This is a genomic window from Reinekea sp., assembly GCF_046710285.1.
Classification (GTDB): domain Bacteria; phylum Pseudomonadota; class Gammaproteobacteria; order Pseudomonadales; family Natronospirillaceae; genus Reinekea.
Window position 1 is genome coordinate 65,465 of the sequence record NZ_JBKEGY010000003.1, and the last position, 16,135, is coordinate 81,599.

At 44.2% G+C, this 16,135-nt stretch carries 18 protein-coding genes; 7 read left to right on the forward strand and 11 right to left on the reverse strand.

The window, feature by feature from the left end; all coding sequences use genetic code 11:
* Positions 1 to 122: 122 nt before the first annotated feature.
* Entirely contained in the window at positions 123 to 1,796 is a 1,674-nt protein-coding gene (locus ACI882_RS03175; protein WP_411742969.1) for a TIGR01244 family sulfur transferase, read from the forward strand.
* Between the two features lie 77 nt (positions 1,797 to 1,873).
* Here the strand turns inward: ACI882_RS03175 and ACI882_RS03180 are convergent, their stop codons facing one another.
* From ACI882_RS03180 to ACI882_RS03200, 5 genes are read right to left on the reverse strand one after another with little or no spacing between them, the layout of a single operon-like run.
* Positions 1,874 to 2,620, reverse strand: coding sequence for an SDR family oxidoreductase (locus ACI882_RS03180; protein ID WP_411742968.1), 747 nt, complete (start codon positions 2,618 to 2,620; stop codon positions 1,874 to 1,876).
* 6 nt (positions 2,621 to 2,626) lie between these two features.
* The gene (locus ACI882_RS03185) at positions 2,627 to 3,292 is read right to left on the reverse strand and encodes a histidine phosphatase family protein (RefSeq protein WP_411742967.1); all 666 of its coding nucleotides are present in this window, start codon (positions 3,290 to 3,292) and stop codon (positions 2,627 to 2,629) included.
* Positions 3,289 to 4,356, reverse strand: a complete 1,068-nt coding sequence (locus ACI882_RS03190) for a phosphotransferase family protein (RefSeq protein ID WP_411742966.1) — start codon at positions 4,354 to 4,356, stop codon at positions 3,289 to 3,291. The genes ACI882_RS03185 and ACI882_RS03190 overlap by 4 nt, the downstream gene beginning before the upstream one ends.
* Entirely contained in the window at positions 4,349 to 5,161 is an 813-nt protein-coding gene (locus ACI882_RS03195; protein ID WP_411742965.1) for an SDR family oxidoreductase, read from the reverse strand. Before ACI882_RS03195 ends, ACI882_RS03190 begins: the two co-directional genes overlap by 8 nt.
* Positions 5,158 to 6,393, reverse strand: coding sequence for an acyl-CoA dehydrogenase family protein (locus tag ACI882_RS03200; protein ID WP_411742964.1), 1,236 nt, complete (start codon positions 6,391 to 6,393; stop codon positions 5,158 to 5,160). Before ACI882_RS03200 ends, ACI882_RS03195 begins: the two co-directional genes overlap by 4 nt.
* Positions 6,394 to 6,518: 125 nt before the next feature.
* Between ACI882_RS03200 and ACI882_RS03205 the strand changes: the two genes are divergently transcribed.
* Positions 6,519 to 7,433 (forward strand): LysR family transcriptional regulator, encoded by a 915-nt coding sequence (locus tag ACI882_RS03205; RefSeq protein ID WP_411742963.1) that lies wholly within the window; start codon positions 6,519 to 6,521, stop codon positions 7,431 to 7,433.
* A 47-nt stretch (positions 7,434 to 7,480) separates the two neighbouring features.
* Here the strand turns inward: ACI882_RS03205 and ACI882_RS03210 are convergent, their stop codons facing one another.
* Positions 7,481 to 7,759, reverse strand: a complete 279-nt coding sequence (locus ACI882_RS03210; RefSeq protein ID WP_411742962.1) for an HU family DNA-binding protein — start codon at positions 7,757 to 7,759, stop codon at positions 7,481 to 7,483.
* Between the two features lie 284 nt (positions 7,760 to 8,043).
* On the opposite strand from ACI882_RS03210, the gene ACI882_RS03215 reads away from it, so the two are divergent.
* From ACI882_RS03215 to phoR, 4 genes are all read left to right on the forward strand, one after another.
* Positions 8,044 to 8,556 (forward strand): chorismate--pyruvate lyase family protein, encoded by a 513-nt coding sequence (locus ACI882_RS03215; protein ID WP_411742961.1) that lies wholly within the window; start codon positions 8,044 to 8,046, stop codon positions 8,554 to 8,556.
* Entirely contained in the window at positions 8,553 to 9,407 is an 855-nt protein-coding gene (gene ubiA, locus ACI882_RS03220) for a 4-hydroxybenzoate octaprenyltransferase (protein WP_411742960.1), read from the forward strand. The genes ACI882_RS03215 and ubiA overlap by 4 nt, the downstream gene beginning before the upstream one ends.
* Positions 9,408 to 9,510: 103 nt before the next feature.
* Entirely contained in the window at positions 9,511 to 10,212 is a 702-nt protein-coding gene (phoB, locus tag ACI882_RS03225) for a phosphate regulon transcriptional regulator PhoB (RefSeq protein WP_411742959.1), read from the forward strand.
* A 3-nt stretch (positions 10,213 to 10,215) separates the two neighbouring features.
* Positions 10,216 to 11,511, forward strand: a complete 1,296-nt coding sequence (phoR, locus tag ACI882_RS03230) for a phosphate regulon sensor histidine kinase PhoR (RefSeq protein ID WP_411742958.1) — start codon at positions 10,216 to 10,218, stop codon at positions 11,509 to 11,511.
* Positions 11,512 to 11,574: 63 nt separating this feature from the next.
* Here phoR and ACI882_RS03235 read toward each other — a convergent pair whose 3' ends face one another.
* From ACI882_RS03235 to ACI882_RS03255, 5 genes are all read right to left on the reverse strand, one after another.
* Positions 11,575 to 12,492 (reverse strand): response regulator, encoded by a 918-nt coding sequence (locus ACI882_RS03235; protein WP_411742957.1) that lies wholly within the window; start codon positions 12,490 to 12,492, stop codon positions 11,575 to 11,577.
* A 66-nt stretch (positions 12,493 to 12,558) separates the two neighbouring features.
* Positions 12,559 to 13,365 carry a hypothetical protein gene (locus ACI882_RS03240; protein WP_411742956.1) on the reverse strand — a complete coding sequence of 269 codons (807 nt, stop codon included), beginning with the start codon at positions 13,363 to 13,365 and terminating at the stop codon, positions 12,559 to 12,561.
* Positions 13,366 to 13,818: 453 nt separating this feature from the next.
* Positions 13,819 to 14,670, reverse strand: a complete 852-nt coding sequence (locus tag ACI882_RS03245; RefSeq protein ID WP_411742955.1) for a S1/P1 nuclease — start codon at positions 14,668 to 14,670, stop codon at positions 13,819 to 13,821.
* Positions 14,595 to 14,921, reverse strand: a complete 327-nt coding sequence (locus ACI882_RS03250) for a DUF3392 family protein (protein ID WP_411742954.1) — start codon at positions 14,919 to 14,921, stop codon at positions 14,595 to 14,597. Before ACI882_RS03250 ends, ACI882_RS03245 begins: the two co-directional genes overlap by 76 nt.
* Before the next feature lie 60 nt (positions 14,922 to 14,981).
* Positions 14,982 to 15,257, reverse strand: a complete 276-nt coding sequence (locus tag ACI882_RS03255; RefSeq protein ID WP_411742953.1) for a hypothetical protein — start codon at positions 15,255 to 15,257, stop codon at positions 14,982 to 14,984.
* A 159-nt stretch (positions 15,258 to 15,416) separates the two neighbouring features.
* Here ACI882_RS03255 and ACI882_RS03260 point away from each other — a divergent pair, with 159 nt between their 5' ends.
* Positions 15,417 to 16,121, forward strand: coding sequence for a hypothetical protein (locus ACI882_RS03260; protein WP_411742952.1), 705 nt, complete (start codon positions 15,417 to 15,419; stop codon positions 16,119 to 16,121).
* The last annotated feature ends 14 nt before the right edge of the window (positions 16,122 to 16,135 follow it).

Sequence of the window (16,135 nt, forward strand, 5' to 3'; positions counted from 1 at the left end):
AGACAGTTGTATAGCGGAGCAACATATAGCTTGTTGATATATGCTTAGAATACTAAAGTCTAATTGTATATTAGCTCATTCTAATTTAAAGTAGCAACATAACCTACTGACGGAGCCAAATTATGGATAGTCGTACAATTAATGAAACACTGAGTATTTCAGGCCAAATTCAAGTCAATGACCTTACTCCCTTAGCACAAGCAGGTATCACCACGATCATTGTCAACAGACCCGATGGCGAAGGCTCTGATCAAGTGAACTTTGAAGAAATACACATGGCTGCGGAGGCTGTGGGTATCCAAGCAAAATACCTACCGGTAACACCCGGTAAAGCAACCGATGCACAGGCGGTGCAGTTTGGCGAAATTCTTAAAGCATCTAAAGGCCAGGTACATGCCTATTGCCGAACAGGCATGCGCAGCTCAACACTCTGGGCGTTACACCGAAAATCTGAAGGCGACGACGTTGTCAGCATCCTAAGTACACTCACTCATGCTGGCTTTGATGCCAGTGGCTTGACGGATCGCTTAACGAACACCACAGACGCCCAACAAGTGATACCAAGTTACGATGTCGTCATTGTAGGCGCCGGTGCAGGGGGACTCGCCGCTGCCGCCAGTATTCAAAAACGTGATGCGAAACTAAAGATTGCAGTCATAGACCCTGCAGATACGCATTATTATCAACCCGGCTGGACTCTAGTCGGTGCAGGTATTTTTAAACCTGAAAAAACTAAACGTCCTATGGCAACACTCATACCTAAAGGTGTTGATTGGATCCAATCGGCTGTTGCGCAGTTTGAACCAGAAAAAAATCAAGTATTGCTCGAAGGTTGTCGTCCAATTAAATACCAGCAACTGGTGGTTGCCGCAGGTTTAAAGCTTAACTGGGAAGGCATTGAAGGTCTCAATGAAACCTTAGGCAAAAATGGTGTCACCTCTAATTATCGTTATGACTTGGCTCCCTATACTTGGGAATTGGTCAAAAACCTTAAAAAGGGCAAAGCGGTATTCACCCAACCACCGATGCCCATTAAGTGTGCGGGTGCGCCCCAAAAGGTGATGTATTTATCGGCCGATACTTGGCTCAAAAACGGCCAACTTAAGGACATAGATGTTGAGTTTTATAATACCGGGCCAGGCCTTTTCGGTGTTAAGGATTATGTACCAGCACTACAAGAGTACATCAAAAAATATGCGATTGAGCTTAAGTTCCAACACCAGTTGATGAAAGTAGACGGCCCAAATAAAAAGGCTTGGTTTAAGCAAGTGGGGGAAGGTGCAAGCGACCAACTCTTAGAGGTAACATTCGACATGCTTCATGTATGTCCGCCACAGGTAGCACCCGATTTTATACGCGTCAGCCCATTAGCTGACGACAACGGCTGGGTCGATGTTGATCAACATACTTTAAGGCACAAGCGTTTCGAAAATGTCTGGTCACTTGGCGACGTGATGAATGCACCTAACGCAAAAACAGCAGCGGCGGTCAGAATGCAAGCTCCGGTCTTGGCCTATAATTTAATAAGGACGTTAAACAACAAGCCGGGGCAGTCAGCTTATAATGGCTACGGCAGCTGCCCCCTAACCGTCGAACGAGGCAAAATTGTTTTGGCGGAATTTGGTTACGGTGGCAAGCTTTTACCCAGTTTCCCTGGCTGGCTTATCAATGGTCTTAAGCCAACTCGAGCGGCTTGGATTTTGAAAGAAAGATTTTTGCCAGAAATCTACTGGTCGGTCATGTTAAAAGGTCATGAATGGATGGCTAAACCTACTATTTCAGACAAACAACAATAGTATTTGTCTATCCCGTCATCTTTAGTTTGCGTTGCAGCGACAAGGTGACGGGCAGCACTTTTTTAATTAACGTGACTTTAGCTAAACCGTCTAAGCATTGAATCGGGCAGGATCCGCATAATTTTTTGCACCAAATACCAAGGCCAAGTTGGGGTATAGCTGTTAGCTTTTTCTTTTTCGATCGCTTTAACTAATGCGGCACATCCGGTTTCAATATCGACAATAAACGGCACTTTTTCGACTTTTTCATTCAGTTCGGTTCGAATAAAGCCTGGGTGAATACAAGATACTTTAATCGGTGTGTTGAGCACATCAATACGAATGCCTTCGGTCAATGTGGTTAGCCCTGCTTTGGTTGCGGAGTAAACATTTAGTGCCCGGCGAAACCCTCTCACTGCACTGACCGATGATATGGTCACTAAATGGCCATGATTTTGAGCCCGAAATATCTCCATAGCCGCTTCTGTTTGCGCAATTGCTGCAACAAAGTTAGTCATGGCGGTTTCGCGGTTGGCTTCAAAAAAACCTGTCCCGATTGACGCGCCCTTACCCATGCCTGCGTTAATGATAATTCGATCTATCACACCAAAGCTGGCTTGGAAGTCTTTAAAAACTTGGAATACGGCATCGTGGTCATTAACATCTAAGCTCAACAGTTCAATGCGTAAGGCTGGGTACTTTTTTAAAAGTGACGCTTTTAAAATTTCTAATCGATCGAGGCGTCTTGCGCACAAGGCCAGGTGGTGGCCACGTGAAGCAAATTTCTCTGCCATGCCTTGGCCAAGACCTGAACTAGCACCGGTTATCAATATGGTTTTTCGCATGTGACTCTACTTATAGGTAATGAGTTTATTATTTTGTTTTTGTTCTAAATGAGTATATTCATTAATGGTTGATACGTTTATACCGTTTGATGACACCAGTATTTTCGTTACACCGGTGTTCACTAGCTGTAAATTCAGCTTCAGCGTTTGGCTTGCGGTAAAATTGAATGCGCTTCCGATTACCGATGAGATAGTTCCTCCCGAAGTAAAAACCAAAGCGCATGATTTTGTGCTAGCGATTGTTTCCGTAAGGGCTTGGGTAATTCGCGCTTTAAACTGCATCCAGGTTTCATTATATTCAAGCCGATCGTTGTTGTTGTCTACCCACAACAATATAGCTCTAGCAAAGTGCGCTAGTTTATCTGCATCGCTCAGTTGCAAAAACTCATCTACCTTAGTGCCTTGAACTTGTAAGTATTGATTAGTAATATCACGATGATCAAACTCATTCCAAAGTGCATTGGTTGTCACAGTTCGATCACCTAATGCCGCTAGAAATGTTTGTTGATGGCGTAGCAAGGTACCTTGCTCAATATGATCAAAGCTAATCTCTTTCGACCTTAATGAAGCACCTAATAGCGTGCTTTGCTCATAACCCAATGGTGACAACTGATCATAGTCCGCTTGGCCAAAACTCGCTTGGCCATGCCTGATTAAATAGATGACTTTCATTTGGCTTTGATCGCTTGATTACATCGCCACAACAAGTAATGAATAAACAGCCAAAAGTTTTTGAAGGCTGGATTAGTCGTTTGCTTGTGGTGATATCGATAATAAATTTGTTGCGCAATAGCGGCTAAACGGAACAAACCAAATACCTCATAAAAACGGAAATCAATATGGCTTAGACCACGCTTTTCTAAGTAATAGTTGATAACTTCTTTTCTCGTCATCATACCCATAAGGTGAGTTGGCTGCCTACGCATAGCTTTTGCCATAAAGTCATCGTCTGCATGCACCCAATAAGCCAGCGTATTGCCTAGGTCCATGAGCGGGTCGCCTAAGGTGGCGAGCTCCCAATCTAAAACTCCCACTATTTGGCTTGGGTTATCTTCGGCTAAAACTAAGTTATCAAAACGGAAGTCGTTATGAGTTAAACAAATAGTTTCGTGCTGTGGTTTATGTTCCTGCAACCAGCGCATTACTTTTTTCCCTGAGGGTACGTTCCAGGTTCGCGCATCTTGATAACGTTTTGACCAACCGTTTACTTGCCGTTCAACGTAGCCTTCGCCTTTGGCTAAGCCACTTAAGCCTGAGGCATCTATATCAACACTGTGCAAGCCAATGAGTGCATCTAGCATATTGGTACATAATGCTTTGACTTGGCTTTCATCGAGCCGCGTTCTAGAGGGTAAGTTCTTTCGTGGAATGATACCGTCAATTTTTTCCATCACATAAAAGTCGGTACCTATTACCTGTTCATCTTCACACAAGGCGTACATGGTAGGCACATAGTTAAAGACTGGCTTTAAGGCATTCTGTATTTGATATTCTCGGACCATATTGTGCGCACCCTTTGCTTTGGTGCCTGCTGGGGCGCGTCGTAAAATTAATTCACGATCGGAGTAGGTTAAACAATAAGTCCAGTTTGATGCGCCGCCGGAAAATTGCTTTACCGAGGGTAGGTCTGCTAATCCATCAATATGTTGTGATATCCAATGATGCACCGCTTTAACATCTAACTCTTCACCGGCTCGGCTTTTCTGCGCAGTTTCATTCATAGTTGAATTATTCATTGGCATAACTCTTTAATGTGAAGCGTTTGGATTTTCTTGCCATTAGCCAATAATAAAAACTCGGCAACCATCGCTTGAGGCCATATATACGTTTTGCGTCCGAATGGGTAATTATTAAAAAGGTATTGCCGGCTACCGCTTTAAATGTCGCCTCCGCTACTTGGTCAGCGCTCACCGTGCCTCGCTCAACGAGCTTTGTCACCACCGATTGCATCGCCGCCTGTTCTTTAGGTAACGATTTATCTAAATTGGTTTTAACAAATGCAGGGCAAAGAACGCTAACCCCGATTCCGAACGGGGCCAGCTCTAGCTTCATCGTTTCACTGTATGCTACTAAGGCAGCTTTAGTAACATTATAAGACCCCATAAACGGCATAGGGGTTAACCCGGCTTGTGAAGCGACATTAACAATATGCCCTTGTCCGCGTTTGCGAAAGTCGGGAACATAAAGTTTGGCCAAACGAACACTGCCGAGTAAGTTAATATCAATGACCCACTGCCACACCTCTAGTGATTCACTTTCTATCGAACCTGCCGTTGGCACACCTGCACAATTAATTAGCACATCAATGGCATTTAGGTGGGTATCGGTATAGGTTTTTAGAGCATCGAGTTGCGCTTGTGAAGTTACATCGCAACTCACAAAATGGCCAACACCACCGGCGTTATTGATCGCTGTTATTGTTTGTTGTTTAAGTTCTTCGGTTCGGTCTGCCACACAAATAGTTGCGCCTTGCTTTGCCCAGCGCAATGCCATGGCCAACCCTAATCCTGATGCACCACCGGTAATCAGTATCGTTTTCATACGCTGACCTTTGCTATATGCTTAGCTATTTCTAAACGTGAAACCATGTGCATGTGTACTTCATCAGGACCATCCGCTAAGCGCAGCATACGTGCCATTGCTGCAAAGGTTGCTAAGGGTAGATCATCCGAAACACCGGCTCCGCCATGTATTTGTATGGCCATATCAACCACGCTTTGCAACATGTTTGGCACCGCAACTTTAATGGCAGAAATTTCCGTCATGGCATTTTTGACACCAAAATTGTCTATCTTCCAAGCAGCATTTAACGTTAATAACCTAGCTTGGTCTATTTGAATGCGAGCTTGCGCAATGCGCTCTGTATTACCGCCCAATTTAATCAACGGCTGACCAAAAGCAACACGCGAGAGCCCACGTTGGATCGCTAGCTCTAAGGCTCGTTCTGCTGCGCCAATCGCACGCATGCAATGATGAATTCGCCCAGGCCCTAAGCGGCCTTGTGCAATAGCAAAACCTTTGCCTAAGTCCCAGATTAAATTAGTTTTTGGTACCCGGACATTGTTAAACTGAACTTCGCCGTGCCCATAAGGCGCATCATATTCACCGCTGGCCGTTAACATGCGTTCAATAGAAACGCCGTCACTGTCTAACGGTACCAAAACCATGGCATGCTGTGCATGTTTAGGGGCAGTTGTATTTGATCGGCCCATGAAAATAGCCACTTTAGCGTTTGGATGCCCCAAACCAGTCGACCACCATTTTCTGCCATTTAAGATAAGTTCATCACCATCGACTTCCACAGTGGCTTCCATATTGGTGGCATCGCTAGAGGCGACAGCAGGTTCAGTCATGCAAAAAACAGAGCGAATGTCCCCTGCCAACAAAGGCGTTAACCACTGTTGCTTTTGGGCATCGGAACCAAAGTGATACAACACTTCCATATTGCCAGTGTCGGGAGCATTGCAATTGAATATTTCAGGGGCAAAAATAACTTTGCCCGTCGCTTCGGCTAACGGTGCATATTCGGTGCAAGTTAAGCCTTGGCCGAGCGTGTCATCGGGTAAAAACAGATTCCATAGCCCTTGCGCTTTGGCCAGCTTTTTAAGTTGCTCAACTTCAGCAATGGTAGACCAGCTCTGCCAGTCGCCTGTTGGATTTAATTGTCGATTGGCCGCTAAAATTGTCGACTCCATTGGCAAAACATGTTCTGTCATGAATGCATTGAGTCGTGCTAGGTAATCATCACTGCGAGCTGAGTTGGAGAAATCCATACGGCACCCTTATTTTTGTTGTTTTACCGAGCATAAGTGTTCGGAACGGTTTGACTCAGTTTACGTAAGACCTTACTGTGAATAAAATGAAACTTAGTCAAAAGCCACTATGAAATGAATTCATAATGATTAACCTTAAAACCATCGCTCAACTAGATCTTAACTTGCTCAAGGTACTCGAAGCTCTCTATCAGCATGAGAATATGACTCGTACGGCCGAACAACTAAACATTACGCCTTCTGCTGTGAGCCATTCAATAAAACGCTTGCGCGAGGCATTAGATGACCCGCTCTTTACGCGTCAAGGCGCTAAAATGCAACCCACACCCGTTTGCCAACGCGTCATGCCCGATATTATTAAGACACTCAGCCAGCTACGAAGATCTTTGCAATCACTGGGCATTTTTGATCCGCAAACAGCCTGTCAAACGCTAAAGCTGGCAATACACGACGCCTTAGAGCCACTGTTTTTCCCTGCCATCTTAGGCGTCTTTCAACAGTCGGCGCCGAATTTGAACTTTCACAGTGTTAAATTGGAGCGTGAATCTTTGCCTATGCAGCTGGAGTCGGGGCAGATAGACTTTGCGATAGATATTGCTAGGCCTTTGTCGTCGCCCATTGAACACAATTGTATTACGAAGTCTGCTTTTTGTTGTTTGGGTGGAAAACGCTTTTTTTTGGAACCAGAAATCAATACTAAGGATTATGGCCAACTTAACCATGTTACTGTTTCTAATCGGCCCACCGGCAAGGTATTAGAAGATCTTGCCTTTGCTAAGCTGGGCTTTAATAGAGCAATAAAAGCACGTTGCCAGAGCTATCCTACGGCAGTACAGCTGTTAAAGCAGCAAAAAACAATCTTGACGCTGCCACTGTCTATTGCGACATCACTGCTAGATTCTGAGCTTAAAATTATGCCAATGCCCTTTGAAGTTCCATCAGTCGAGACGCACCTTTACTGGCACGCTCAAACCCAATCGGACAGTTTACACAGTTGGCTAAGAACCACTTTATTAGCAAGCCTAAAAAACATTTCTTAAAGCAATAAAAAAGAGCCCTTGGGCCCTTTTTTATTGCCTAGCGTTATTTACTTGTTATTCACGCTGTCTTTTAAAGCTTTACCCGCTTTAAATGCAACCGTGTTACTAGCAGGGATTTCTATTTCAGCACCCGTTTGGGGGTTTTTGCCTTTACGCTTGGCACGCGAGCGTGCTTCGAAGGTACCAAAGCCCACTAACGTAACAGATTCTTTCTTTGCTACTGTTTGGGTAATTTGGTCTAACAATACGTTCAGTACTTCGGCGGCTTTATCTTTGGTCAAATCGGCGTGGTCTGCAATTGCAGCGGATAAATCGGGCTTACGCATGGTAACTTCCTTTTATGTCTTTTATTGTTATATCAAGCAATCGCTAACGATCAGCAGACTAAAACTACTCTACCTGTTAGCTATTAATACCCTAGACTACCTAGTTCTAGCATATCTTGCCAAGACTTAAATTCGCTTTTAAGGGCTAAATTTTGCTGAATTTCGAAAAAAATGACTGAATTCAAGTATTTATCTGGTTTTCGTCAATGCAAAATAACAATAGGCATTCAATTTCAGGGGCATCCTCAGGTACACTGGCCTTTTAAAAACCAGTTGATTTAGTTGTGGATACACCTATTTTTAATTTAGACACTCGATACCACCAATGGCAGGTGCCAGCCGCATTTCAAACACCCATCCCGGAAGAATACCGTCACTGGCTGTTTTTGCCTGGAAGCTTAACTAAGGCACTCAAACAACGGTCGGACAGTTTTTCAGTGCAAGTTCTGAAAGAAGAGTGCTTGGTTAACACTCAGCCGTTATTGGGTATCTCTGAACAAGGCCAAGAAACCACACTTTTCTCACGTAAAGTTGCCTTAAAGCATCATCAAACTCCGTGGGTTATGGCCCATACTCTGATTCCCGAATCGAGTTTACAGCAAGGTTTAGATCAACTTACTCACCTAAATGAACGCCCTTTAGGTGAGTTGTTATTTGCAGACCCGAAGGTTAAGAAGGACAATAACGAGATCACCTTTTTTGATAATATCTGGGGGCGACGTTCAAGGTACTGGCTACAAGGCTTACCTTTAATGGTCACTGAATACTTTTTACCGGAACTCATTAAGCAAGCATGAATAAACTCGCGATTGAACAATATATAAAGCTAACGCGACTGGACCGACCGATTGGCACCTACTTATTACTATGGCCAACGTTAACGGCCCTTTGGATCGCATCGGGTGGCTTCCCTGAAGTTAAACAGTTAATAATTTTCACCCTCGGTGTGGTGTTTATGCGCTCTGCTGGGTGCGTAATAAACGACTATGCCGACCGCCACCTAGATGGCCATGTTAAACGCACTACAACTCGACCTTTGGCTCAAGGCATTGTCAGTGAAAAAGAAGCGCTTTTACTCTTTGCAGCCTTAGTCGCCATTTCTTTCATCTTAGTCTTGTTAACCAATAAACTGACCGTTTATATGTCATTTATTGGCCTCGCCCTCGCTGCCTTATACCCTTTTATGAAACGCCATACTTATTTGCCGCAAGTCGTACTCGGTGCTGCATTTGCCTGGGCGATTCCAATGGCCTTCACCGCAGTCGAAGCGCCAATGCTTGATACGGTCTGGCTTTTATTTACAGCTAAGGTCCTCTGGACCGTTGCTTACGATACCCAATACGCAATGGTCGATCGCGATGATGACCTTAAAATCGGTGTGCGTTCAACGGCAATTTTATTCGGCGATTCCGATAAGTTAATGATCGGCTTATTGCAAGCCTTGGCAATTCTAACGTGGGTCGCTGCGGGTTTAAAAGCTGAGCTTGGCCTATTCTGGTGGCTAGCTTTAATACTTGCTTCTGGCTTAATGGCTTACCAACAATGGTTAATTCGAGATAGAGATAGAGATGCTTGTTTTCAAGCTTTTTTGAATAACCATTGGGTCGGTATGGGCTTGTTTATTGCTGTGGTTTTACATTATTTATAAGTATCTGCGCTGCTAAATGACAAAATAATGAATTTTGTCATCGAACTGTCATATTACTGCTCTTTAATCGTAAGTAAATATGAACTGCAATCAGGGAAATGACATGTCTACTCGAAGCATTTTGATTGTCGATGACGAGCCTGCAATCCGCGAGGTAATTGCGGCAGCACTAGAAATGGCAGGTTATCGCACGATAGAAGCTGGCAATGCACAACAAGCTCATTCGCTTGTTGTCGATCAAAAGCCCGACCTAATTTTACTCGATTGGATGATGCCAGGTACCAGTGGCGTTGAGCTCGCGCGAAGACTCAAGCGCGATGCTTTAACCCAGGAAATCCCCATTATTATGTTGACGGCAAAGGGAGAAGAGGAACACAAAATTTCTGGTTTGGACGCCGGTGCAGATGACTACATTACTAAGCCCTTTTCCCCTCGTGAATTAGTTGCTCGTTTAAAAGCAGTATTGCGCAGGTCAACACCCGTTGGTGTTGAATCTGCTATCGAGATTCAAGGCTTAACTCTAGACCCGACAAGTCATCGTGTATTTACCAATGGCTCTGAACTCAATGTGGGCCCAACTGAATTTAAGCTACTGCAGTTTTTCATGACTCACACCGAACGAGCCTATAGCCGAAGCCAATTACTCGACCAAGTCTGGGGGGGGAATGTTTATGTCGATGAGCGTACAGTTGATGTACACATTCGCAGGCTTAGAAAAGCACTCGGCGATGATCATAAAGATTTGGTTCAAACAGTGCGCGGCACTGGCTATCGCTTCTCAACCACTATCAACGAGCGCAACTAAACGATGATTAGAGATTTACGCCGATCTCATTACAAAAAACTCACCGCTACAATGGTGTTAGCATTAATAGTGGGACGTTACTTTGGCGAACCTTGGCTTTTTGTCGCGGGTGCCAGTACTGGTTATTTAGTGTGGATTCTTTATCAGCAACATCGGTTAATCTCCTGGCTGATTAAAGGCGCTAAAAACTCTCCGCCCAACGCAGTCGGTTTATGGGGAGTTGTGTTTGATCATTTATATATCGTCAGAAAAAAACATCGCAAACAGGTACGCCGATATCGTGAAACTATCCGAAAAATTCGCACCTCAACCCAAGCGTTGTCTGATGGCGTGATCACATTAGATGTGAAAGGACGAATCGAGTCTTGGAATAAAGCCGCTGTTCAATTGTTAGATTTAAAAACATTTGATGAAGGCCATCTACTCACTAACTTAATTCGTGATCCGCTGTTCTTAGACTTTTACAACCAAGCTGACCATCAAGAATACATCACGATTGAGAACCCCGCACAAGCACATCGATCATTACAAATATCTATGACGGTTTACGGCGAAGGTGAGCGCTTACTCCTGCTGCGAGACACCACGCACATAGAAAAGCTAGAGCAGATGCGCCAAGACTTTGTGGCCAATGCCTCACACGAATTAAAAACACCGATCACCGTCGTACAAGGACATTTAGAAAATATTTTAGCGTTCAACGATGATATTCCTGCGCCTATGCTTAAAGCACTCACGAGTATGTCGAGCCAAGCCATTCGGATGAACAATTTGGTTAACGATCTACTAGTTTTGAGTAGGCTAGATGTTGAAACGGCTGAGGCAAACTTAAGTGAGATTGACATGCCTCTATTTTTGCAGCAAGCACTAGACGACGCTCGGCAGTTTTCTAAAAGTATCGATAGTGACCACCAAATAGAACTATTAAACCAATCGACACAAAACTTAATGGGCGACTTTGGTCAGCTGCGTACCGCCCTTGGCAATCTACTTTACAATGCTATTCGCTATAGCCCGAAAGGCAGTAAAATTACGTTAAGCTGGAAGGTCAGTGAGCTGGGCGGATTGTTAACTGTACAAGATCGAGGTTACGGCATTGAACACCAGCATATTCCTAGACTCACAGAACGATTTTACCGAGTTGATTCTGGACGTTCAAGTGAAAGCGGCGGCACTGGTTTAGGCTTAGCCATTGTTAAGCACATATTGAATCATCACAATGCTCACCTTAATATTCAAAGCCAACCAAAAGTGGGCTCTACGTTTAGCTGTATTTTTTCAACTAAACGTTTACGCTAAGAATCACAGCTGCCCATAGTTTAGAAGCGGCCTATTGCTTGGAATTTGAATACCCTATAGCGATTACCGCCTTACCTGGGCAATAAATTTGCTCAGCGTCGCTAGTTTATCTTGATCTTCATCGACAATGTGAACACTGATATGCGCGATACTGCAATCAATGGTTTTTTCAGTTAGGGCAATTGCAGTGACTATCGTGTTGATACGGGCAACGGCTTCTGGGTCATTTTTAGGCACAACATCGACCACCACCTGATCAAGTACGGTAGGAGGATTCGATTCCGCGAAGTTAATCACCATGCTTAAATCGGTCAAATTAATATCACGTAAATCACCTTTCCATGCTCCCTTGGCCGAACGTATCGATACTTTTGCTAATGAGCTTGGCTTAGCTTTAGTAGCTCTGGCAGCGATTTTATCCACTAATTTTGAACTCGGCGAGCCGCCGGTCAATACCGATGCACTAGTGACGGTATTCGTCTTAGGCTCTATTGCTGGCGCGCCCATCAAGACACTGGCCGACTCATTGCCCGTACCCTGTGCTTGCCCCATAGCCGCTGTACCTTTTAAGATAGAGCGAACTAAGTCACGATGATTAACGGCTAGCAATTTAAAGACTTTTTTAAGAATTTGATCGCTGCTAAACGGCTTGCCTATGTAGTCTGACACGCCTGCCTGAACAGCCTCGACAACATGCGTTTTATCACCGCGACTGGTGACCATCATAAACGGCGTTTTGGACTGTTCTTGCTCTACTTCGTACTGCCGAAACCACACTAAGAGCTCTAAGCCCGATAATACCGGCATCTCCCAATCACAGAGTACAAGGTCATAACTGTTCTTCGTCAATAACGTTTGCGCTTTTTTACCATTGATCGCTTCATCTACATGGCACTGCGTAAACTGTTTTTTCAAGGTACGCTTAACCAGGTCGCGAATGAATGCGGCATCATCCACCACTAGGAAATTCAACTTTTGCATGTTTTTTTGGTCTCAGTTGTCATTAAGAATAAGCGTAGACGATCCTGACAAACCTTGCTGATATTATCAAAGCGGCTTAACACGCAAACGCCATCGCTGTTCATCGGGCAAAACTAATGACACGCCAACATGACGGAAGCGTATATCTTGGCTAACAAAGCGTTTGACGGCGTCGATATCTTCTGCTGTTGCATTCGCCGAAAGGTAAATATGCTTAACCGCGGCACTGGCAAGCTTGAGAGTTTGTTGCTGCTCTTTAAACAAAAAAGCGGCACGCCACTCCTGCCGAGGAGCATTTTCTTCACAATCCATAAAAAATCCAGGGATAGGGTTTGCCGCACTGACTTGGAAATCATGCGTGGCACCGTAGCCCACCGGCTTAATTAAGGCTAAGCGATCCTGATTGCTACTAAAAACCTCATGATTCGCCTTCAGCTCTATGCACATGCCGGTAAAGTTATTCGCTAAGGTTTCCCAACCAAAATGACATTTGGCGCTGTTAAATAGGCGTAAGTAGCTTACTTTTGCAAATCGAGCTTTATTATATTGATCACTTACGTCTGCTTGAGCCCCCTTCCGTTTCAGTTGAATGGCATCAATTATTGAAGGCATTAGCTTTTCGGACTGTTTTTTATAATCTTCATAGCCTAAAAGAGCACTAATATGACTCGGTAAGGATTCATATTGCCGCTTCATTTCCTGTTCTATTTCATGGTCAGGAATGGGCGCATGGGTCTGCCGACCCTCAAGGCCAGTTTCAAGGTAGGGGTTCAACATAGAATCGCCCTGAGAAAGTGGCAACCTTCCATTTTTTAAGTGACCCAATAAGCCGTTAGAACCATATAAATGCAACGATGCATCCATTTTTGTCATTTTTAGCTACTCCGTTTGTAAGATATCTCCTACAACGTTCGTACGATTAATGGAAAAAACATGTGATCGGGTCGACACTTTTCCGTAACCCCCGCGGCGGACGTAGGTTTCAACGATTACAAGTTTTTCAGCCTAGATTTGACCCTTAAAATAATCATTTCTCAATGTTCAATTTCCCTATAATAGATCTTGTTCAGGAAGAACCCCAAGGAAATATCGCTAGGAAGGCGACCAACGGATGGAAATGCGCTGCTTGGAAGCGGGCATAGGAAGAACCTCAACGGATTGAGCGCATTGGATGCACCACGGATGAAATTATGGACACGCCCTGGATCGGGCAAGCCAGTTATACGGACGTAGCTGTTTCAGGATGAAACCATTCACGGATGAATATTGCTTACGACTCCAGGGGAAAGTTTACTTTCCCCTTCCTTTTTCCAGCAACAAAACTCATTAGCCCCACATTTCATTCAGCAGCATTGCCGTTCTATACGCCGCCTTTTGCAACTGAGTTTCAATGACTTTTTGCCCCTCTCTTACTAACTTTGCGCTGTACCGACCTTCAACTGCTAAACCATAGACAGTCTCTCTGGCAATCAAGTGAGATTCAAACGCCCATTCTTGTGGACTGAGTGTTTCGACCCAGGACTCTAAATCTATTTTCTCCATATCTCGATAATACCGTTGCGCAAGCGTAAACCAACGCTCTTCAAACTTACGATATAGGTCGTAATTCCATATCCATGCTAAGTTTACTGGCTTGAGATCGGAGTCCTTTAGATATATTTTTTGCCCTCCCATATCCCGTTCAAATCCACAGTTAATGGGACTATGCAGCTGCACCATGTAATGCATTAAAAAGCCTAACGCTTGGCGCTTTTTAGCATTGGAGTATTGGCTCTCTAGAAGTACTTGCCGGCTTTCTAAAACTGCACCCACCGAACAGGCGTTATTTGGGCAATGTTTAGCGGCCTCAAATTCAGTGTCTTCTATAGAAAAAAGGGTTTGTTGCAAAGGCAGATACGGGCGGTTTTTAGCGCGGGTCACGTCTTGCTCTACACGAGGAGCAAGGGCTATGACCTGCCGTTGCCAGTCTTCGCCAATTAGCTCTGTTAAATAGGTTTTCGCACCCTCATTTAAATACATCGTCATCAATTGCGCGGCCATCGTGTGGCCTTGCTCTTCAAAAGCTGACACCGTTGACGCAATGGCAACCAACCCTGCTGCGATCAACCTTTTCGGCTGTGATGCTCTGCTAACCAACCAATTAGTAAAAAACTTAATACCACGAGTGGCCCTAGCCATAATGCACCTGCAAGTAACAATAAATCCCGAACTACGGGTACTAAATAAACAGAAATAGTACCGTACCCAATCGCGCATAAGGCGACAAAAACTAACGTTCGCACAATAAAATGAGCGCCCTTAACCAGCGCCCACACCGCTTTATTAATTCGTGCGCCATAGATCACCAGTATAGTGGCAATATAGGCAGATGCTATAAAGGTTAAGTGTGGTCGAAACCAGCTAGAAAATGTGATTAAAATGTCGGACATTAAAGAATTCGCCTAAAACTAAAAAATGAAAGCTTATTGTGCCAGAGAATCCAATAAAGACTACCGCACTTCGTTGAGTTTCGGTTCATTTTTGGCTTCGAGCATTAAGATGTAACGCAGTAATCCCCCCACCATAGCGATTGCTATGAGCAACAACACAGCAGTAACAGCCAACCATGAGTGTAATATCGCCAGCTCACGACTAACCAGCTGCTGGGTTGTCTTCTCAATCAGATATTGGGCCTCGTGCCGAGCTAAGGAATTGTCGATCACTTCAATGGTCAAAGTCGACTGATAAACTATCACTAAAGCACACAAGCCCACGCTGATCGACATCAACAATACAAGATACCCAACAAACCGCTTTAAAACCCTCAATATCCTGCCCTCTTGGCATCTTATTAAAAAACATACTCAAATTGACTGCTCTAGCTCATAATAGCCCATTATAAACCAAAGTGATTAGTGAAATTGACTATGAAGACAGGGTGTTAAATGAGCGACCCGAAAAATCAAACTAAATTATATGCCGATCCAATGGGCATGTTTGCCGAACCCGCACAAAAACCAAGTGCCGAAAACCTACCTAGCAATAACTCAGACAACTTAGCACAGCAAGCCGCTCTTGAACGCCAAGCTGCAGTCATCAATGACACTACGACTCAAAAAAAGTTCTGCCAAGAATTCACACGCTTAGAAACTTGGTTAGTGTTTAGCGAAGCAATACCTATTTGCTTAGGCATTCACCCCAGAGATACGGCTGATATTGGTATTGTTAATATCACGGCATTTAATGAAGCCAAGGCCCTCGCTAAGACCAGCAACGGTAAAACACTTAAACTAATTAACCCCCATAATCAGCCAGCATTATGGCGCGTAAAGCCTGCCGACTTTGTTCCCTGGATGATTCAACAAAAATTAAACTCTCTCCAAGTGCTTAAATATTTTTATTTAAAGCTAGAGCAGGATGATAATAAGCAGAACATCGACTCTGTTCAGTCAGCACAAATATTCGGTGCAGCATTTGCAATACTCGTCAACGCGCCAAGCCAATGCATCGACATGAATGGCAATGTATCTGTAGAGGCTGTTTATAACATAATGAAAAGTAAAGCCAATACTTGGTTCAAAGACGACAACCTGCCTCTTGATAAGCAAAAAATGATCAAACTACTAACTAGCACCGTAGTTAAATTTTAATGAGTCTGCCCTAT